This window comes from Burkholderia sp. PR2 (assembly GCF_052372875.1).
In the GTDB taxonomy this organism is placed as follows: domain Bacteria; phylum Pseudomonadota; class Gammaproteobacteria; order Burkholderiales; family Burkholderiaceae; genus Burkholderia; species Burkholderia diffusa.
The window spans coordinates 60277-80558 of record NZ_JBQRWH010000001.1; the positions used below are offsets into that span (position 1 = coordinate 60277).

The window sequence follows — 20282 nt, forward strand, 5'->3', positions numbered from 1 at the left end:
GTCTGCCAACCGCGGTGAATGCCTGCCGCGACCGTCAGGCGTCGTTCGCGTAACCGTCGCGCCGGCGCGACGGTTACGCGAGTTCGGGTTGTTGCAGCAGCCGCTGGATCACGCGCCGCGCGCGATTGGGGCCCGCGTCGACGTGAATGTCGATCTGGCGGCAGTCCGGAAATCGAAGCTGATTCCGGTATTGCGCTTCGATCACGGTCTTGTCTTCATCGAACGTCGCCGCGGATTGCTCGATGACCGTTTGCGCGACGCGTTCAACGTCGTATTGCGGATTGGTCGCGACGGTCCAGAAATAGTGCGTCGTGGTGTCCGTCTCTGGCGTGATGCCGTGGAAGCCGCGCATGTGAAAGCCGCCGCGCGCGGGATCGAGCAGGTCGCCGGTGCCGGCGTCCATCGCGCCGGTCCAGATCCGGATATGCGACACGTGGAATTCGATTTCCTGCCAGCGATCGACCCGGCCCGCGAACGGCCATGCGGCCGTGTAGGTCGGCGGCGGGTCGGAGTCCGGCATCCGGCGGACCAGCGTCACCGTATCGCCGTCGCTGCTGACGCGGGTTTCCGCGCCCATATGCAGCGGCGCGTTGCCGCCGATCGTTTTCAGGTGGACATAGCCGAGGTGGCTCAGATCCATCAGGTTGTCGTGAATCAGCTGATACGGTGCGTCGTAATGGTAGTTGCCGCCGCCGAACAGGTATTGCGGATCCGTGTGGAACGCATAGCGCGGCGGCGCGCAGGTTGGTTGGGCGTGCGCATCGGCGCCGATCCAGATCCATACGATCGCGTCCTGTTCCCGCACCGTATACGACGGCACACACGCCTTTGCCGGAATCCGGTCCTGCCCGGGAATCTCCACGCAGGCGCCGTCGCGGTCGAACAGCAGGCCGTGATAGCCGCAGCGCAGGCCGCGCGCTTCGAGCGAGCCGCACGACAGCGGCAGCGACTTGTGGCAGCAGCGATCTTCCAGCGCACCGATTTCCCCGGACGGCAACCGGAACAGCACGACCGGGCGGCCGAGCAGCGTGCGGGCGACGGGTTTGTCCGTCAGTTCGGACGACAGCGCGGCGACCCACCATCGGTCGACCGGGAATCGCGTTGTGTTGATGGGTGGCCGGGCAGGCTGCTCCATTGATCGTCTCCAGTATTGTGATTGGCCGCCGCGTGTCGGGCGGTCCGTCTACAGGTCGAGTACCAGCAGATCGCTTCGCGATCGCGAGCAGCACGGCATGAACTGGTCGCCGGCCGCTTGTTCCGCTTCCGTCAGATACGAATCGCGATGATCGGGCTCGCCTTCGAGCACACGCGTCACGCAGGTGCCGCAGACGCCTTGCTCGCACGACGTGAGCACATCGACGCCGTTGGCTGCCAGCGCGGCGATGACCGTGCATTCGGCCGGCACGTCGATCACCTTGCCGCTGCTCGCGATGCGGACCTGGAACGCGCGATCCGCGCCGGACGACGCAACCGCGCCGCCGAAGAACTCGTAATGCAGCCGCTCGTCGGCCCAGTTGCGCTCGCGCGCGGCGTTCAGCACCGCGTCCATGAAGCCGCGCGGGCCGCATACGTACAGGTGCGTGCCGTCAGGCGCTGCGGCGAGTACGGCGGGCAGGTCGAGGCGTTGCGCGGGGTCGCCGTCGTCGACGTGGAAGCGGGCGCGGTCGCGGAACCCGGCTGCTTTGATCCGCTCGACAAAGGCCATGCGATCGGTCGAACGCGCGCAGTAGTGCATGTCGAAGGGCGTGCCGGACGAGAACAGCCGTTCCGCCATGCAGAGAATCGGCGTGACGCCGATCCCGCCCGCGAGCAACAGGTGGTGCGGCGCGTCGGGCGCGAGCGGAAATTGATTGCGCGGCATGCCGATCCGTACGGTATCGCCTTGCCGGACTTCATCGTGAATCGCGCGCGACCCGCCGCGGCCCTCGGCATCGCGCAGCACCGCGATCTGGTAGCGATCGCCGGGTTCGGGGTGGTTGCACAGCGAGTACTGGCGCACGAGCCCGCCCGGCAAATACACGTCGATATGCGCGCCGGCGTCGAAGCGCGGCAAGGGTGACCCGTCATCGCTGACGAATTCGAAACCGCAGATGTCGCGCGCTTCCTGCCACTTGCGGGCTACCCGGACCGTCAGCGTCGCGGCGCTCATGACACCTCCTTGATCTGCGCGACCGGAATCACGGGCCGCTGCGGACTCGATGCGCTTTCGTCGGCGAGCAGCCGCTCGATCACCTTGCGCGACAGCACGCCGCCGGCGTCGATGTTGAGCTTGAGCAGCTTGCGGTCCGGCCACTGCTCGAGGTTGAGCTGCTGGCGCTCGAGCATCTCGAGATCCTCGGCGAAGATCTTGCCCTGACCGTCGCGGATCTCGGCGGTCAACGCGTGATCGTCGGGCCGGAAGTTGCGCGCCATCCCCCAGAAATACCAGATCGACGTGTCCGTCTCCGGCGTGATGAAGTCGACCACGATCGACGACGCCTTCAGCTCGGCCGGCGCGTCGTAGCCTCCGTGGCCTGCATGCGCGACGCCCACTTCGATCATCACGTGGCTCGGTGGCGTGAAGCGGCAGATCTGCCAGCGGTCGACCGCCACGTCATCGGCCAGCCCGTTGCCGCGCAGTGCCATCCGCCAGAACGGCGGCGGCATCACGTTCTCCATGAAGCGGCTCGTGACGACTTCGTCGCCGTTGGCGGTCGTCTTCGGCGGCGCTTCGTCGATTTCCTTCTGGCCGATGCTCGTCGCATGCACGTAGGTCTCGTGCGTGAGGTCCATCAGGTTGTCGATCATCAGCCGGTAGTCGCAACGGATGTGATACAGGCCGCCGCCGTATGCCCAGGCAGGATCTTCGGCCCACTGGAGCGCGGGCAGCTTGTCGGGATCGGCCGCGGACGCATCGCCGGGCCACACCCAGACGAATCCATACCGCTCGACTACAGGAAAGCTGCGGATCGGCGGAAAGCCGCCGACGCGCTGGCCCGGCATGCCGGCCGTCTTGCCGTTGCAGCCCATTTCCAGCCCGTGATAGCCGCACACGAGCACGCCGTCGCGCACGAATCCCAGCGACAGCGGTGCGCCGCGGTGCGGGCAGAAGTCTTCGAGCGCGGCGACCCGGCCGTCGGCCGCGCGGTAGAACACCATCGACTCATTGCAGATCTTGCGGCCCAGCGGCTTGCCGTCGATTTCATCGGGCGTGCACGCGACATACCAAGCGTTCTTGAGAAACACGTTCTTCGTCTCCTTCAGGGCGGTGCCGCCGGTGCGCGGCAATTCTTCATTCCGTGTACTGAATGAGATTCAGTGTACTTATTGATGTTGGTCAGGGCAAGGCGAGCGGTATACTGGTTTTCCCGGGAAATGGCGCGACGCAGCGCCATGCCGTCGGCGCACGCAACAGCGTGCGCCGCCTATGTCATCGACTCATTCATGGAAAAAACGAATCCCGCCGACGCGCCCGCTTTCCCGCTCGACCTGTACGACGAACCCGGGCACCTGATCCGGCGTGCGCACCAGATCGCGGTTGCGATGTTCTACGAGAAGCTTGGCCGGGACGTGACGCCCGTGCAGTACGCGGTCCTGCGGATGCTCTACGAGTGCCCGGGGCTCGATCAGGTGACGCTCGCGCAGCGAGTGGCGCTCGACACGTCGACGACCGCGGACCTCGCGGTCCGGCTCGAAGCGAAAGGATTGATCGTTCGCGAAGTGTTGCCGCGGCGTCAGCGGCGCTTGCTGCTGACGCCGGCGGGTGTCGAGCTGCTCACGCACCTGATTCCGTCGGTGCAGGAACTGCGCGCCGGCCTGTTCGACGGCATGGGGGAGGACGATTCGCGGGAACTGATGCGCCTGTTGCGCAAGTTCGTTCATTTGAACAACGAGCAGAGCCGTGCGCCGCTGCGGGTCGGCGAGGAGTCGTAGCGGCTGATTTCCGCGCGATGGAAGAGCAGATGCGGCAAGGCGGCAGCAGCTTCGCGCCGCCTGCCTGCATTATGGGCGTGACGCTTCCCCTTCCAGCCGCCGCACCGCTTCCGCGACTTCGTTCCTGAAGCGCACGAGCGCCGCTTGTTCCGGCGCGGGCGGCTGCACGGCGGCCCAAAGCATGTCGACGAGCTGGGTGGCCGTCGTTTCCGTATCGAGCTTGCGGTGCCCGAGGATCGCATCCCAAAGCACGTGCTCGATTGGCCCGAACACCATCGAGCGCAGCAGGCTCAGCGGCATGTCGCTGCGTACCTGCCCGGCCGCCTGGCCGCGCGCCAGTACGTCCATCAGCGGCGCCGTGTAGCGGCGCTGCAGCGCGGTGAGCTCGTCGCTCAACGCATGCTGCTTCGCCCGCCCTTCCGACAGCACCAGCGCGCACAGCCCGGTGCCGTTCACCAGCATCAGCCGCAGGTGCGTGCGCACGATGAACGCGAACTGCTGCTGCACCGACGCTTCCTGCGGCATCCCGAGTTCGAACGCGGCAATGATTTCGTCATACCAGTCGGCAATCACGCGCGCGCACAGCTCGCGCTTGCCGCGGAAGTAGCTGAACACCGTCGCCTCAGATACGCCGACGCGCTGCGCGATCTCGGCGGCCGTCGCATGCTCGTAACCCTTTTCGGCGAACACTTCACGACCGGCGCGCAGGATGTCCTGCACGCGCTGCTGGGACTTGCGCCCGGCAGGTGCGCGCGACGGCTCGGGGTGGTCGGCTTTGGCGGTGGCGGTCATGGTGTCGGCGGTAGCGGCTGTCATGCTGCAATGATATCTGAGTGTCACTCAAAAAACTATTGACGCCAAGCCGGACGAGGCGCGAAACTGTGCAAAATTTACGCTGTATTGGCTTAATGAATCGACGCATTGATCCGATTTGAGCGACACTCAGAAATCGGCGCGTGCGACCCACTTTCTGGAGACGGAGGAGACATGATCAACCTGCCCGGTGTGCAATTCATGCTCGGTGAAGACATCGAGATGCTGCGCGACGCCGTCGCGACGTTCGCGGCCAAGGAAATCACGCCGCGCGCGGCGGAAGTCGACCGCACCGACCAGTTTCCGATGGATCTGTGGAAGAAGTTCGGCGATCTCGGCGTGCTCGGCATGACGGTCGCCGAGGAATACGGCGGCGCGAACATGGGCTACACCGCGCACATGGTCGCGATGGAAGAGATCTCGCGCGCCTCGGCGTCGATCGGCCTGTCGTACGGCGCGCACTCGAACCTGTGCGTGAACCAGATCCACCGCAACGGCACCGAGGCGCAGAAGCAGAAATATCTGCCGAAGCTCGTGTCGGGCGAACACATCGGCGCGCTCGCGATGAGCGAGCCGAACGCGGGTTCCGACGTCGTCAGCATGAAGCTGCGCGCGGACAAGCGCGGCGACCGCTACGTGCTCAACGGCACGAAGATGTGGATCACCAACGGCCCCGACTGCGACACGCTCGTCGTCTACGCGAAGACGGACATCGACGCCGGCCCGCGCGGCATCACCGCGTTCATCGTCGAGAAGGGGATGAAGGGCTTCTCGGTCGCGCAGAAGCTCGACAAGCTCGGCATGCGCGGATCGCACACGGGCGAACTCGTGTTCCAGGACGTCGAGGTGCCGGAGGAGAATATCCTCGGTCAGCTCAACGGCGGCGTGAAGGTGCTGATGAGCGGCCTCGACTACGAACGCGCGGTGCTGTCGGGCGGCCCGACGGGCATCATGGCCGCGTGTCTCGACGCGGTGGTGCCGTATATCCACGACCGCAAGCAGTTCGGCCAGTCGATCGGCGAATTCCAGCTGATCCAGGGCAAGGTCGCCGACATGTACACCACGTTCCAGGCGTGCCGCGCGTACCTGTATGCGGTCGGCCGCCATCTCGACTCGGCGGGCAGCGACCACATTCGCCAGGTGCGCAAGGACTGCGCGGGCGTGATCCTCTACACGGCCGAGAAGGCCACGTGGATGGCCGGCGAGGCGATCCAGATCCTTGGCGGCAACGGTTACATCAACGAATACCCGGTCGGCCGTCTGTGGCGCGATGCGAAGCTGTACGAGATCGGTGCCGGCACGAGCGAGATCCGCCGCATGCTGATCGGCCGCGAGCTGTTCGCGGAAACGATGTAACGCCCCACGATACGCGAACGGAGCCCCGTCGATGCCGATCATCGAATCGAAACTGAACCCGCGTTCGGAAGAATTCCGCGCGAACGCCGCGGCGCTGGAGGCGGTCGTCGCCGACCTGCGCGCGAAGATCGAACAGCTCGCGCAAGGCGGCGGCCAGGCCGCGCGCGACAAGCATCTGTCGCGCGGCAAGCTGCTGCCGCGCGAGCGCATCGCGCAGCTGCTCGATCCGGGTGCGCCGTTCCTCGAGCTGTCGCAGCTCGCGGCGAACGGCATGTACAACGACGACGCGCCAGGCGCGGGCGTGATCACCGGGATCGGCCGGATCGCGGGCCGCGAGTGCGTGATCGTATGCAACGACGCGACGGTCAAGGGCGGCACCTACTACCCGATGACGGTCAAGAAGCACGTGCGCGCGCAGGAAATCGCCGCGGAAAACCGGCTGCCGTGCGTGTACCTCGTCGATTCGGGCGGCGCGAACCTGCCGAACCAGGACGACGTGTTTCCCGATCGCGACCACTTCGGCCGCATCTTCTTCAACCAGGCAACGATGTCCGCCGCGGGAATCGCGCAAATCGCTGTCGTGATGGGCTCGTGCACGGCGGGCGGCGCGTACGTGCCGGCGATGAGCGACGAGTCGATCATCGTGAAGAACCAGGGCACGATTTTTCTCGGCGGCCCGCCGCTCGTGAAGGCCGCGACCGGCGAGGAAGTGAGCGCGGAGGATCTCGGCGGCGGCGACGTGCACACGCGCCTGTCGGGCGTGGCCGACCATCTCGCGCAGAACGACGCGCATGCGCTGTCGATCGCGCGCAACATCGTCGATCATCTCGCGCCGAAGATCGCATCGCCGGTGGCGGTGCGCGAACCGAAGCCGCCGCGCTACGACGCGAAGAGCCTGTACGGCGTGATTCCGGTCGACACGCGCAAGCCGTTCGACGTGCGCGAGGTGATCGCGCGCATCGTCGACGATTCGGAGTTCGACGAATTCAAGGCGCGCTTCGGCACGACGCTCGTCACGGGCTTCGCGCACATCTGGGGCCATCCGGTCGGGATCGTCGCGAACAACGGCATCCTGTTTTCCGAATCGGCCGTGAAGGGCGCGCATTTCATCGAGCTGTGCTGCCAGCGCAAGATTCCGCTCGTGTTCCTGCAGAACATCACGGGTTTCATGGTCGGCCGCAAGTACGAGAACGAAGGCATCGCGCGGCATGGCGCGAAGATGGTGACGGCCGTGTCGAACGCGAAGGTGCCGAAGTTCACGGTGATCATCGGCGGCTCGTTCGGCGCGGGCAACTACGGGATGTGCGGCCGCGCATTCGGCCCGCGTTTCCTGTGGATGTGGCCGAACGCACGGATCTCGGTGATGGGCGGCGAGCAGGCCGCGTCGGTGCTCGCGACCGTGCGCCGCGACGGCATCGAGGCGAAGGGCGGTTCGTGGTCGAGCGACGAAGAAGAGGCGTTCAAGCAGCCGATCCGCGACCAGTACGAGCGCCAGGGCCATCCGTATTATGCGAGCGCGCGGCTGTGGGACGACGGTGTGATCGACCCCGCGCAGACGCGCGACGTGCTGGGCCTCGGCCTTGCCGCGTCGATGAACGCGCCGATCGACGATACGCGCTTCGGCGTGTTCCGGATGTAACGAGCGAGGGGCGGACGATGCGATACGAAACCATCAAGGTCAACGAAGCAAATCGCGTGGCGACCGTCACGCTCGCGCGGCCCGACGTGCGCAACGCGTTCAACGAGACGACGATCGCCGAGCTCACCACCGCGTTCGAGTGGCTCGATGCGCACGCCGGCGTGCGCGCGGTCGTGCTCGCGGCGGAAGGCGCGGCGTTCTGCGCAGGCGCGGACCTGAACTGGATGAAGAAGATGGCCGGTTACTCGGACGACGAGAATCGCGCCGATGCGCGCAAGCTCGCGCGGATGCTCGAGGCGATCCATCGCTGCGGGAAGCCGGTGATCGCGCGCGTGCACGGCGACGCGTATGCGGGCGGCGTGGGCCTCGTCGCGGCGGCCGACATCGCGATCGCCGCCGAAGGTGCGAAGTTCTGCCTCTCCGAAGCGCGGCTCGGGCTGATTCCGGCAACGATCGCGCCGTACGTCGTGCGCGCGATGGGCGAGCGCGCGGCACGTCGCTACTTCACGACGGCCGAAGTGTTCGACAGCGCGCGCGCCGCGTCGCTCGGCTTCATTCACGATGCCGTGCCGGCCGAGGCGCTCGACGAAACGGTCGCGAAGCTGGCCGCGACGCTCGTCGCGAACGGCCCCGATGCGGTGCGTGCGTGCAAGCGGCTCGTCGCCGACGTGGCCGGCCGGCCGCTCGACGCGACGCTGATCGAGCAGACCGCCGACTGGATCGCGCGGACCCGCGCCGGCGCTGAAGCGCGCGAAGGGATCGCGTCCTTCCTCGAGAAACGCACGCCTTCGTGGCGTGAATGACGGCGTGCCCCTAACTTTCCGGACGACACCGAAGCCATGTTCGACAAGATTCTGATCGCCAACCGCGGCGAAATCGCCTGCCGCGTCGCCGCGACGTGCAAACGTCTCGGGATCGCGAGCGTCGCCGTCTATTCCGACGCGGACGCGAACGCGAAGCACGTCGCAGCGTGCGACGAAGCCGTGCACATCGGCGGCTCGGCGGCCGCGGACAGCTACCTGCGCATCGAGCGCATCATCGAGGCCGCGCGCGCGACCGGCGCGCAGGCCATCCACCCGGGCTACGGTTTCCTGTCGGAGAACGAGGATTTCGCGCACGCGTGCGAAGCGGCCGGCATTGCGTTCATCGGGCCGCCGGTCGACGCGATCGCGGCGATGGGCTCGAAGGCCGCCGCGAAGGCGCTGATGCACGCGGCCGCGGTGCCGCTCGTGCCCGGCTATCACGGCGACGACCAGGATGCAGCCCACCTGCATCGCGAAGCCGACGCAATCGGCTACCCGGTGCTGCTCAAGGCGAGCGCGGGCGGCGGCGGCAAGGGCATGCGCGTGGTCGAGCGCTCCGAGGACTTTCCGGCGGCGCTCGCGTCGTGCCAGCGCGAGGCCGCGAGCAGCTTCGGCAACGATCGCGTGCTGATCGAGAAATACCTGACGCGCCCGCGTCACGTCGAGGTGCAGGTGTTCGGCGACACGCACGGCAACACCGTCTACCTGTTCGACCGCGACTGCTCGGTGCAGCGCCGTCACCAGAAGGTGCTCGAGGAAGCGCCGGCGCCGGGGCTGCATGAAGACGTGCGCCAGGCGATGGGCGAGGCGGCTGTCGCGGCCGCGCGTGCGGTGAATTACGTCGGCGCGGGCACCGTCGAATTCATCATGACGGGCGAAGCGTTCTACTTCATGGAAATGAACACGCGCCTGCAGGTCGAGCATCCGGTCACCGAGATGGTCACGGGGCTCGATCTCGTCGAGTGGCAACTGCGCGTTGCGTCGGGCGAGCCGCTGCCGCTGCAGCAGGACGAACTGCGCGTGCACGGGCATGCGATCGAGGCGCGTCTCTATGCGGAGAATCCGGCGCGCGGCTTCCTGCCGTCCACCGGCACGCTGAAGCACCTGCGGCTGCCGGAAGGCGTCGAGTTCGCGATCGGCGCGTCAGTGCGCATCGACAGCGGCGTGCGCGAGGGCGACGCGATCACGCCGTTCTACGATCCGATGATCGCGAAGCTGATCGTGCACGGCGCGGACCGCGCGGAAGCGCTCGGCCGGATGCTGCGCGCGCTGCGTGCGTGCGAGGTGGTCGGCCTGCACACGAACGCCGCGTTCCTGCAGCGGATCGTCACCTGCGAGCCGTTCGCGATCGCCGATCTCGACACGGGCCTGATCGAGCGCAATCACGATGCGCTGTTCGCGCCGCAACGGCCGCCGCGCGCGACGCTCGCGCTGGCCTGCGCGGCGCTGCTCGCGCGCGAACGCGACGCGGCCGCACGGGAAGGCGCGTCGCCGTGGCGTGCGCTGCCGGACTGGCGGCTGAACGGCGGCTATCGCCGCACGCTCGAGTGGCATGCGCCCGAACGCGAAGCGGACGTGACGGTCACCTACGAGGACGACGGCGGCAGCACGCGCCTCGCCACCGGCGACGCGGCCGCGCAGCCGTTCGCATGGGCACGCGGCGCAACGCCGCTCGACTTCGACGTGACGCTCGACGGCGTGCGCAGCAGCGGCCGCGTGTACGCCGACGGCGACAGTTTCCACGTGTTCACGCAGGGTGTCGCCGAGACCTTCGAATGGCGGAACGTGCTTGCGCACGCGGGCGATGCCGAGCATGGCGGCGGCCGCCTCACTGCGCCGATGCCCGGCAAGGTGATCGCGGTGCTGGTCGAGCCGGGCCAGAAGGTCGAGGCCGGCACGCCGCTGATCGTGATGGAGGCGATGAAGATGGAGCACACGATCGGCGCGCCGGGCGCGGGCGTCGTCGCCGAAGTGCTGTACGGCGTCGGCGACCAGGTCGCGGATGGCGCGCAGCTGCTGATGATGGCTGAAGGCTGACCGGGGCGTGCGTCGCACACGGGCCGGCGTGGCGCCTCGCGGTGCGACGCCGGCCTTGTCGCATCTGGCGCATGGCGGCGCGCATGGCGTCCCGTGCGGTGCGCCCGGTGGCCAACCCGGGCCGTTGGCACCGCGTATGACCATGCATGACAGTCTGGCGGCCGGCGTTCGGCTAGACTGGTGGATTGCTCGCGCGGCCGCTTGCCCCGCGCTACACTGCGTCCATTCAACTTCCCACCCCGCCGACGATGACGTCTCCTGTCCTGAACGGCCTGCGCATCGGTATCACGATCGGACTGCGCACCCCCGACGAAAGCCTGTGGATCAACGGTATCAAGCAGAACGCGCTGTTTCTCGCGAAGCTGCTGATGGCGTCGCCGCATGGCTACCACGTGACGCTGGTCAACACGACCGACGTGCCGCTGACCGACGCGCTGCCGTGGGATCGCACCGTGTACGACACGCGCGCGTTCGCGGACATGAAGGATGCGCTCGACGTGGTGATCGAACTCGGCGGCCAGATCGACGCCGCGCAGACAGCCTACCTGAAGGCGCGCGGCGCGAAGATCGTCAGCTACTGCTGCGGCGTCGAGTACATCAACGCGATGGAATCGATGCTGTTCGGCCGCCGGTTGTGGGATTCGCTGTTCATCAACCGCGGCTACGACGAGGTGTGGGCGATTCCGCAGATCGCGCCGTCGTCGCTGCCGTTCCTGCAGTCGCTGCGCCGCTGCCCGGGGCGCGTCGTGCCGTTCGTGTGGGATCCGATGTTCCTCGACGCGCGAGCGGCATCGCTGCCCGAGCACGGCGAGTACCGCCCGCGCAGCGAGCCGGGCAAGCGGCTTACGGTGATGGAGCCGAACCACAACGTCGTGAAGTTCTGCGTGTACCCGATGCTGATCATCGACGAAGCGTATCGCCGCGATCCCGATGCGATCTGCTTCACGCACGTGACTAACGCCGACCGGCTCGCGCATGACAGCCCAGAGTTCGTGATGCTGATGAACTACCTGGACATCGTGCGCGCCGGCAAGGCGAGCTTCGTCGGGCGTTTCGACACGCCGCTGTTCCTGGCCGACCTGACCGACATCGTGGTGTCGCATCAATGGTCGAACCCGCTCAACTACTTCTATTTCGACGTGTGCTGGCAGGGCTATCCGCTTGTGCACAACGCGAGCCTCGCACCTGATCTCGGCTACTACTACCCGGACAACGACGTGCAGAAGGGCACGGAAGCGCTGTTGCACGCGCTGCACACGCACGACGACGACTGGCAAGGCTACACGCGGCGCCAGCGCGAGATCCTCGGCCGCTATACGTCGGCGAACCCCGCGCTCGTCGCCGAATACGATGCGCTGCTCGCGAACCTGATCGGCGCGACGGCGGCATAAGGTTGCGCGTTGCCGCATGCCGTCATCCGGATTGACCGCGGGCAATGTCTGAAGAAATGATGCCATTAAAAAAGAAACCGTCGAACCGGGGAGATTCGACGGTTTTTAAGGCACGAATTTGACGGCTCCGAGGGAAGTCCGTCAGAAATTATTTTAGAGGTTAACAAGTAAGAAAGATTGTTAAACATCTTTCAATCGGTGGTCGTCGCGTAATTCGACTCGATATTATCGTATCTGACTGGTCTGATTAATATTCGAGTATTATCAATATCGTTTCAAACGATCAAATTGAATTCTGCGGAGACCGAATGCGCCGTGCCGAGCCATGGCGGCACAACGTGCGGACGGTTGGGGCGAATCCGGGCGGTGGGTCCGGACATGGTTTCGCTGACGGATATTTATCATACAAAACTCCAAACATCCGATTTTTGAAACGAGTCTTGCGATAATCTGAATCGCCGGACGATGTTTGGGTGGGGAAATAAACGGTATCGATTGGTGCTTTGCAGGCGATTTTGTGTAGTCTGCCGCACTGTTGCCGACGTGTGCGCGTGGTGTATTTTCCGTGTTTGAATATCGTTGACAATATCGGGTTTGACGGCGCACCGAAATAAAAAGTACGCTCCCGGAAAAGATCGAAACAAGAGGATGGGCCGGGTAGGCGGTGGTGCGTGTCGTGGTCGGCACGCGCCATATGAATCGAGAGCGCGGGCCGTCGTCGGCGGTCCGACATTTGCCGGAGCGCCGGATGAATGCGGTCGAACCTCGCCTTGAGGCGAATAGCGTAGCGAATCGGGACGAGATCGATCTCGTGTTCGGCGCGCATGACGATCACCCCGACCTTGCGTCGGTACGCAGTTTCGTCGAAAGCCGGCTCGGATTCGCGCGCGAGCCGGTCTGCCGCGCCGACCTGTCGGGCGGCGTGCTGTATCACGAATGCCTCGCGCGGCTGCGCTGGGGATCGCGCGAGGCGTTGCCGCCGCTCGCGTTCCTGCCGCGCCTCGAATCGCTCGGGCTGATGCGCTGGTTCGACCGGCTCGTGGTGGGCCGGACGATCGACGCACTGCGTGCCGATCCGAAGGCCGTGTACGGCTGCAACGTCGCGGCGATGAGCGCGGTGGTGGACGACGCGTGGCTGGCCATTTTCAGGCGGCTCGAGCGCGAGCCGTCGGTCGCTGCGCGGCTGGTCGTCGAGATTACCGAGACGGGGCCGCTGAACCCCGTCGCGGGCCGGTCGTTCGTGAACCGGTTTCGCCAGACTGGGTGCCGTGTCGCGATCGACGACTTCGGCGTCGGCTTCAGCGCTCTGAACAACCTGGTGGTCGGCAACCCCGATATCGTGAAGCTCGACAGGTCGGTCCTGTCGCTGATCAAGCGCAACGCGATCGGGCGCTACCAGTTTCGCCGGCTGATCGCGTTCGCGCACGAAAGCGCGCGGCACGTCGTCGTCGAAGGCGTGGAGAACGAGATCGACCGGCAGATCATCCTGGATTCCGGTGTCGCCTGGGCACAGGGCATCCGCTTTACATGGCGGTCACCGGCCGCCGCATGACACCGTGGCGCGGGCGCGGCGTGCCGACACAGGGCAACGAAGGATCGGAAAGGGGCGTGGGTATGGCGACGACGAAAGCCGGGCACGGAACGGGCACACGGGCGGCCGATGCGTGCGAACTCGTCGCGATCGCCGAACTGGCAGACATGCTGTGGCAGCTCGGCGCCGAATCGACCGATGCACGGTTCGACGTCGCACCGTATCTCGATGGCCTGAAGGCCGTTGCGCATCATATTCACCGGATGAAGCCGCTCGACGCCGACGGCTGCGAAATCGCGGCGCGGCATTACTATGCCGGCGTGTTTGCGGGCGCCTGCGGCGACGATTCGGCAATTGCGCGCGGTGTATCCGGCAGCCTCGCTCGGCACGTCGGCCAGGCCAGCCGTGCCGCGCTCCGCTGTTTCGCTGGGCTCGCGCGAATCGGACGCCGGCATGGCCGCCTGTTTGCCACGCACGGCGGCGACGGTGGGCCGCCCTGGCGTCCGCTCGCGCGCCGCGCCTGACCGGCCGATCACGGGCGTGCGGCGCCCGCCAGGCACCCCGTCAGTCTTTTCCGAATTCCCCGAGCACGAGCGCCAGCGCGCGATCGACAGCATCGTCCCATTGGCCCGGATGCGCGGCGCGCACGATCCGGATGCCCGGATACAGCGCGGTACGCGAGCCGGTTTCCCAGCGCGCATCGGCTTTCGGGCTCAGCAGCAGGACCGCGGGCACACCCAGCGCGCCGGCCAGGTGGATGTGCGCGGTACAGGTGGTGACCACGGCATCCATCGCGAGCATCAGCGCGGCCAGATCGCTGAAATCGCCGATCGCGTGATGCGGGAACGTGACCGGCAAATCCGACAGCTCGGCGTGCGCGGCGATGTCGCGGTTGATGCAGTACGCGGCATGGCCATGCAGTCGCGCCAGTGGCGCGAGATCGCGCAGGCTGGCCGCGCGCAGGAAGCGCGCATCGCTTTCGTCGCGGCCGCGCCAGTTGAGGCCGATGCGGCGCGTGCCCGGTGCGTTGCCGTCGCGCGCGACGCGTTCGCGCCAGGCGGTCGCGCGTTCGGGCGGACACGACAGGTACGCGGCCGGCGCGCCGGCCGGTGCAGGCGCATAGCCGAACTGCGCGGCCAGCACCAGGAACGAACACCAGTAGTCGTGCGCAAGCTGCGACGTGTCGACCCACGCGCCGTGCGCGCCGACGAATTCGATGCGCGGGAACGTATGGCGCATCAGACTGGCCAGCGCGGCGGGGACGATGACCGTCACCGCCGCGCAGCCGAGCGCGTCGAGCGTATGCAGGTAACGTGCGTACTGGAGCTGGTCGCCGACACCGCCGTAGCTGATCACGAGCAGCCGCTTGCCGTGCAGCGGCTGGCCGTCGTAAAGCCGTTCGATCGGTAGCCCGAACTGCGCGGCGGTCAGCACGTTCTCGCTGGCGATGGTCGCGCGCGCCGCTTCGTCGCGCCGGCCGGCACGCAGCAGCAGCGCCGAGCGCGCGAGTTCGACACGCCCGCGCAGCGCGTCGGGCAGCGCGGCCGGGTCGCCGATGCGTTCGAGTGCCGCGAGCCCGGCGTCGGGCGCGCCGGCGAAGCCGTAGCACGACGCGAGCTGGAACGCGATCGCATCGTCGTCGAGGCCCCGGCCGCGCGCGCGCAGCCAGTGGCCGATCGCATGGCCCCATTCGCAGCGTGCCTCGTGTTCGAGCGCGCGGTTCCAGTGCGTTTCGGGCGGGTCGGTCTCGGCGGCCGCGACGGCATTCGCGTCGTCATGTGCACGAGCGGATGCACCGCCGATCGGCTCGCCCGAGATGAACAGGCGCTGCCGGTCCCAGCGCGGGTTCGGCACGCACAGCAGATTCGGTCCGGCGAGCCGGTAGAACGTGTAATCGAGGCCGGCGAACGTATCGATGACGCGTGCGTCATCCGCGTCCCGGTATGCGATCCAGCACCACGGCAGATGCGTTTCGATCGACTGGCGTGCACCGTGCAGCGCGTCGATCTCCATTCCATCGATGTCGAGCTTCAGGAAATCGAGGCGCGGCAGGCCGAGCGAATCGAGCCTGACCGTCGGGGCCGGCGTGCCGTCGGCCGCGGGCGCGTCGACATGTGCGGCCGGTTCGGCGTCGGCGGGCCGTTCGTCGTCGACGTCGGGCACCGTCATCGTGCCGTTGCGGCTCGCGAGCCCCATGTTCAGCAGATGAAGGTTCTGGATCTGGTTGAGCGCGACGGTGCCGCCGAGCGCGTGGAACAGCGTGCGCCGCGGCTCGAACGCATGAACGTGGCCGCCGCGTTCGCGCAAGCGCTGCGCGATCGGCACGCAGACAAGTCCCGCATTCGCCCCACCGTCCACCGCGATCGCGCCGTCGGGCAACTGGTCGATCACCTGCATGATCGCGTCGAGCTCGGCCTGGTTGTGCGGCCGGCCGGTCTTGATCAGCGCGTCGGCTTGCCGTGTGTTGCGCCGGTCGATGACGAACGGGCCGTGGACCGAATCGATCACGACGAAGTTGCGGACGGTTTGCTTCATGAGCCGATGGCGGACGGATGCGCTCAGCCGAGCGCGCGCCCGGCGAACAGGCGCTGGATCTGCTCGGAATACGCGCGGACGTTGTGGTCGGCGAGCGTGTCGACCTGCTGCAGACAGCGGCGGGCCGCTGCGGCGTAATCGTCGAGCCGTGCGTCGTGTGTTTGCGCGGCGGTCGCGATCGCGCGCGCCGCGTCGAAGATCTCGAAGTCCGGGTAGTAATAGCCGACGTCGCGCAGGAACGGCGAGTTGTGCACGAGCGGGTAGTTGCCGTATAGCGCGTCGTACAGCAGGTAGTTCAGGCCGTTTTCCCAGTGGTGCGACACGACGATGTCGGTGTGATGCGCGGCCCACGCGACGAACGGCGCGCGCACGTCGGCCGTCGCCTTGCCGTCTCGCACCATCTCGAGCCCGAGCGCGAGATGCTTGAAGGCGACGTTTTCCTTCTTGTCGAACGTGTTGGTCATGTACACGTGCTCGACGAGCTCCGGGTGCTCGACGTAGCACGCGTTCGCGGCCAGCATCGGCACGATCGAACTCTTCACGACGTTCAGGTTCGGTTCGAAGAACGCGATGCGCTTGGCCGGGCCGTGATCGCGGTAGCCGAAGCGCGCCTTCAGTTCGGGATCGGCGTCGAGGCTGCGTTCGATGAAGTACGGCGACCAGATGTGCGGCAGTTCGATCACCGGTGCGCGATACACGGCCTGGAAGTAGGCCGCGCACGTGTGCATGTGCTGCGGGTTGGTCCAGATCTCGTCGAATTGCACGCGGTTCGGGTTCGGCCGCCAGTTGTTCTTCTCGAAGTTGATCGTCTCGACCGCGATTACGTAGTCATTGCCGAAGCGGTACGACACGCACTTGCCGCCGCGCTGGCGCACCGCGTCCGTGTGCGACGGATCGATGAACGCGTTCATCTCGATCAGCAGGTCGGTCTGATGGACGATAGACGACAGCGGCCGCAGCGCGTCGCCGAATGCGTCCATCATCAGCGCCTGCGGGTAGTCGGTGATGCCGTCGTCGTGCGCGAGCCACACTTCGCCGATCAGCGGCGAGCGTTTCAGCAGCATGTACAGGTACACGCAATGCTGGTTCGCGCCGTTGTACCAGATCGACTGCGTCGCGTCGCGCTGAACGTTCATCGTAATCGCGACATTGATTTTCATCGGCAGCTCCGGGCGGACGGTGCGCGGTTCAAGGCGTGTAGTTCTGCGATTGGCGCGGCACGTAGCCGGTCAGGTGCCAGCGGCCGTCGTCGTCGAGACGAAAGCTCAGCTTTTCGTACACGGTCGTCCCGGTCGTGAGCGTCGTCGCATAGTCGACATTCGCATAAAGCCCGTCGGGAGTCGTCGATGAATTCGAGTAGCGAATCCGCGTGATCTGTGCCCAGCCGCGATGGCTGACCATGCCGACCGACTGGCGCGCGCGCTGCATGTCCAGGGCGAACTGCTCCTGCTTGATGTGCGCCTTCACGAACGCGGCGGAGTCGTTCCACACCGCGCCGTACTGGCCGGCATCGAGCTGTTTGAAGACCGCATCGGCATCGCGCAGCAACGCGTCGGCCGATTCGCCGCCGGATTGCGCGTGCGCACCGATCGCAATCGACGCGATGGCGCAGCCGATCAGCCATTTCGTACGGGAGAGGGGCGGGTATGCGTTCATGTCGGAGTCCGGAGGAGGCGGCGCGTCATGCGTCGCGATAGAGCGAGGCGATCGCGTCGGAATATGCGGCGACGTTGTCGGGGTTGTAGATGCTGACCGAGTCGAGCACGTGCTTCGATTGCTCGCGGTATGCGTCGAGGTTCGCATCGTGCTCGGCGAACGCCTGCAGCAGCGCGCGGCCGCCGGCCTGGCAATCGAAGTCCGGATAGAAATACCCGGCCTTGCCGAGGAACGGCGAGTTGTGGATCAGCGGATAGTCGCCGTACAGCAGTTCGTAGTACAGGTAGTTCTGCGCGTTTTCCCACGTGTGCGATACCACCGCGTCGCCGTAGGCGGCCATGAACTCGTACACGGCATAGCGGCTTTCGAACGTCGTGATCCCGTGGTTGACGATGTCGAGGCTCTTCGCGAAGTGGACGAACGTCGCGTGTTCCTTCAGGTGCAGCGTGTTGCACACGCGCACGAACTCGAGGAATCCGGGCTTCGCGCGATACGCCTCCTCGGTCACCAGCATCGGGATGATGCTCGTCTTCACCATGCAGATGTTCGGCTCGAACATCGTCACGCGCCAGCGCGGCTTGCCGGGTTGGTAGCCGAACGACAAACCGGCGCCGAGCGTCGCGCGTGCCTTGTCGAACAGCATCGGATGCCAGATGTGCGGGACGATCGTCACCGGCGCGCGCAGGCCCGTCTGGTAATAGTGCAGGCATGAGCGCTCGAATTCCGGAATCGTCCATACCGCGTCGTACGGCGCGCCCGAGAACAGGAAGCCCGACGGCTTGTCGAACATCGCCCGCTCGATGTCGATCACGTAGTCGTTGCCGACCCGCATCGTGACGACCTTGCCGCCGCGGTCGCTGAACGCGCGCAGGTAGTCTGCGCCGAACTGCGCGCTCATTTCGATCAGCACGTCGCAGCGCTCCAGCGCTTCGTCCATCGACAGGAGCGGCACGTCCCATTCGCCGAGCATCATCTGCGGATCGGCGAGCTGTTCGCCGCCGTTCACCATCACGGCTTCCGCGACGAGCGGCGACTGGCGTAGCAGCAGGATCAGCAGCAGGCAGTTCTGGAAGATGCCGTTTTCCCATAGGGACTGGCCGGCGCCGCGCACGAACAGCGATACGCCGACGACGAGACGCTTGCCCTCACCGGGCGCTCGACGGGCTTTGGAGTCCGACATGCGTATGCTCCGGTTCAGGCGACCAGGCGCGCGACGAACGCGTCCAGGTTCGCGGGGTTATCGATCGAGACCGACTGCAGCAGCCGGTCGGCTTTCGCACGATAGTCGTCGAGCCGCTCGTCGTGATGCAGCCATGCATCGCGCAGCGCCTGGCCACCGCCGGCGGAATCGAAATCCGGGTAGTAGTAGCCGGCGTCGCCGAGCAGCGTCGAGTTGTGGATCAGCGGATAGCCGCCGTACAGCACGTCGTAGTACAGATAGTTCTGCGCGTTTTCCCAGTGGTGGGACACGACGGCGTCCGCGTGGCGCGCCATGAAGCCCGGCAGGTCGATGCGCGGCTCGAACGTCGCCTTGTGCTGGCGCACGAGGTCGAGGCTGTTCGCGAAGTGCACGAACGTCGGATGTGCCTTCATCTGTATCGAGTTGACGACGAACAGATGCTGCACCGCGTCCGGTTGTGCGCGGTAGAACTCGTCGCACGCGAGCATCGGGTAGTGGCACGACTTCACGACCGAGATGTTCGGCTCGAGCGTGGCGAGATTCCATGGACGACGGCCGGGCCGATAGCCGAACGTCAGGCCTTCGCTCGCCAGCGCGGCGATGCGGCGATCGAGGAAGTACGGCGACCAGATGTGCGGCATCAGGTGCACTGGCGCGCGCAACAGGGTTTGCAGCATCGGCGCACCGGTCTTCGCGTACTGCGGCAGCAGCCATACCTCGTCGAACGGCGCACCGTTGAAAACGTGTCCCGACGGCTTGCCGAAGATCGGCGTTTCGCATACGCCGGCATACACGTGGCCGCAGAAGAATGCAGCGATCTTCTTGCCGAGTGCCTTCATGTGACGGAGCCATTCGACCGGCAGTTGCGCGCCCATCTCGATCACGACGTCGAGTTCGTGCGTGACGTCGGCAGGCTTCACGAGCGGCACGTCGAGACCGTCGAGGTCGAGGCCGGTCGGCAGTGCGTTGGCGTCGCCGCCATTCAGGAAATAGACGGGGCCGACGCGATCGGAGCGCTTGAGCATCATCGCGAGGAACGCGATGTTCTGGTGAATGCCGTTTTCCCAGATCGCCTGGCCGTCCCGCGCAAACAGCGAGATGCCGACGGCCGGCCGTTGCTTGCGGGTGCCGCTCGAGGCGGCTTGATTGATGTCCGTCACCGGTTGGTTTCCTCTGCGGCGTCGTGTGTCCGGCCGTGGCCGCGAAACGGCGCGCCGTGGATTGTCGTGGTCGCGTTCGCGCCGGCGCGCACTGGAATGCGCGTCGAGCGACGTGGATCGCGATGCGGCCGCCGGATTCCGGAATGTCGTCGGGCGCGTCTGGCACCGCACGCGACGCGGGCGGAACGCCACGGCAGCTGTGTGCGGCGATTGTGGCACGGAAGGTGCCGTTTTGTGGAGGGGGCTGACGAACTTTGACATAGCCGCCG

17 protein-coding genes are annotated in these 20282 nt (G+C 66.3%); 8 read left to right on the forward strand and 9 right to left on the reverse strand.

Going from position 1 to position 20282, the window contains the following annotated elements; genetic code table 11:
- Positions 1 to 73: 73 nt before the first annotated feature.
- The 3 genes from ACT2FV_RS00240 to ACT2FV_RS00250 are packed head-to-tail and all read right to left on the reverse strand — an operon-like array spanning position 74 to position 3225.
- Positions 74 to 1135 (reverse strand): Rieske 2Fe-2S domain-containing protein, encoded by a 1062-nt coding sequence (locus ACT2FV_RS00240; protein ID WP_444502944.1) that lies wholly within the window; start codon positions 1133 to 1135, stop codon positions 74 to 76.
- Between the two features lie 48 nt (positions 1136 to 1183).
- Positions 1184 to 2149 (reverse strand): PDR/VanB family oxidoreductase, encoded by a 966-nt coding sequence (locus tag ACT2FV_RS00245; RefSeq protein ID WP_444502945.1) that lies wholly within the window; start codon positions 2147 to 2149, stop codon positions 1184 to 1186.
- Positions 2146 to 3225 (reverse strand): aromatic ring-hydroxylating dioxygenase subunit alpha, encoded by a 1080-nt coding sequence (locus ACT2FV_RS00250; RefSeq protein WP_444502946.1) that lies wholly within the window; start codon positions 3223 to 3225, stop codon positions 2146 to 2148. Before ACT2FV_RS00250 ends, ACT2FV_RS00245 begins: the two co-directional genes overlap by 4 nt.
- A 198-nt stretch (positions 3226 to 3423) precedes the next feature.
- On the opposite strand from ACT2FV_RS00250, the gene ACT2FV_RS00255 reads away from it, so the two are divergent.
- On the forward strand, positions 3424 to 3912 hold the full coding sequence (locus ACT2FV_RS00255; RefSeq protein WP_059532660.1) for a MarR family winged helix-turn-helix transcriptional regulator: 489 nt from the start codon (positions 3424 to 3426) through the stop codon (positions 3910 to 3912).
- 69 nt (positions 3913 to 3981) lie between these two features.
- On the opposite strand, the gene ACT2FV_RS00260 is transcribed toward ACT2FV_RS00255, so the two are convergent.
- Positions 3982 to 4728: a TetR/AcrR family transcriptional regulator gene (locus ACT2FV_RS00260; RefSeq protein ID WP_059599719.1), complete on the reverse strand. Its 747-nt coding sequence runs from the start codon at positions 4726 to 4728 to the stop codon at positions 3982 to 3984.
- Positions 4729 to 4899: 171 nt separating this feature from the next.
- Between ACT2FV_RS00260 and ACT2FV_RS00265 the strand changes: the two genes are divergently transcribed.
- The 7 genes from ACT2FV_RS00265 to ACT2FV_RS00295 all read left to right on the forward strand — a co-directional run bounded on the left by ACT2FV_RS00265 (position 4900) and on the right by ACT2FV_RS00295 (position 14006).
- The gene (locus ACT2FV_RS00265) at positions 4900 to 6081 is read left to right on the forward strand and encodes an isovaleryl-CoA dehydrogenase (protein WP_059599720.1); all 1182 of its coding nucleotides are present in this window, start codon (positions 4900 to 4902) and stop codon (positions 6079 to 6081) included.
- 31 nt (positions 6082 to 6112) lie between these two features.
- Positions 6113 to 7720, forward strand: coding sequence for a carboxyl transferase domain-containing protein (locus tag ACT2FV_RS00270; RefSeq protein WP_151050990.1), 1608 nt, complete (start codon positions 6113 to 6115; stop codon positions 7718 to 7720).
- A 17-nt stretch (positions 7721 to 7737) separates the two neighbouring features.
- On the forward strand, positions 7738 to 8523 hold the full coding sequence (locus ACT2FV_RS00275; RefSeq protein WP_124629762.1) for an enoyl-CoA hydratase/isomerase family protein: 786 nt from the start codon (positions 7738 to 7740) through the stop codon (positions 8521 to 8523).
- Between the two features lie 36 nt (positions 8524 to 8559).
- On the forward strand, positions 8560 to 10560 hold the full coding sequence (locus ACT2FV_RS00280; protein WP_444502947.1) for an acetyl-CoA carboxylase biotin carboxylase subunit: 2001 nt from the start codon (positions 8560 to 8562) through the stop codon (positions 10558 to 10560).
- Between the two features lie 248 nt (positions 10561 to 10808).
- Positions 10809 to 11951, forward strand: coding sequence for a DUF2827 domain-containing protein (locus ACT2FV_RS00285; RefSeq protein ID WP_059599724.1), 1143 nt, complete (start codon positions 10809 to 10811; stop codon positions 11949 to 11951).
- A gap of 748 nt (positions 11952 to 12699) precedes the next feature.
- Positions 12700 to 13503, forward strand: a complete 804-nt coding sequence (locus ACT2FV_RS00290) for an EAL domain-containing protein (RefSeq protein WP_124629759.1) — start codon at positions 12700 to 12702, stop codon at positions 13501 to 13503.
- Between the two features lie 62 nt (positions 13504 to 13565).
- On the forward strand, positions 13566 to 14006 hold the full coding sequence (locus ACT2FV_RS00295; RefSeq protein ID WP_444502948.1) for a hypothetical protein: 441 nt from the start codon (positions 13566 to 13568) through the stop codon (positions 14004 to 14006).
- A 40-nt stretch (positions 14007 to 14046) separates the two neighbouring features.
- Here ACT2FV_RS00295 and ACT2FV_RS00300 read toward each other — a convergent pair whose 3' ends face one another.
- From ACT2FV_RS00300 to ACT2FV_RS00320, 5 genes are read right to left on the reverse strand one after another with little or no spacing between them, the layout of a single operon-like run.
- The gene (locus ACT2FV_RS00300) at positions 14047 to 16017 is read right to left on the reverse strand and encodes an FkbM family methyltransferase (protein ID WP_444502949.1); all 1971 of its coding nucleotides are present in this window, start codon (positions 16015 to 16017) and stop codon (positions 14047 to 14049) included.
- A 23-nt stretch (positions 16018 to 16040) separates the two neighbouring features.
- Entirely contained in the window at positions 16041 to 17177 is a 1137-nt protein-coding gene (locus ACT2FV_RS00305; RefSeq protein ID WP_444502950.1) for a DUF2827 family protein, read from the reverse strand.
- Between the two features lie 28 nt (positions 17178 to 17205).
- Positions 17206 to 17673, reverse strand: a complete 468-nt coding sequence (locus ACT2FV_RS00310) for a DUF4019 domain-containing protein (protein ID WP_059599728.1) — start codon at positions 17671 to 17673, stop codon at positions 17206 to 17208.
- A gap of 25 nt (positions 17674 to 17698) precedes the next feature.
- The gene (locus ACT2FV_RS00315) at positions 17699 to 18853 is read right to left on the reverse strand and encodes a DUF2827 domain-containing protein (protein ID WP_059599729.1); all 1155 of its coding nucleotides are present in this window, start codon (positions 18851 to 18853) and stop codon (positions 17699 to 17701) included.
- A gap of 14 nt (positions 18854 to 18867) precedes the next feature.
- On the reverse strand, positions 18868 to 20013 hold the full coding sequence (locus ACT2FV_RS00320; protein ID WP_174913350.1) for a DUF2827 domain-containing protein: 1146 nt from the start codon (positions 20011 to 20013) through the stop codon (positions 18868 to 18870).
- Positions 20014 to 20282: the final 269 nt, after the last annotated feature.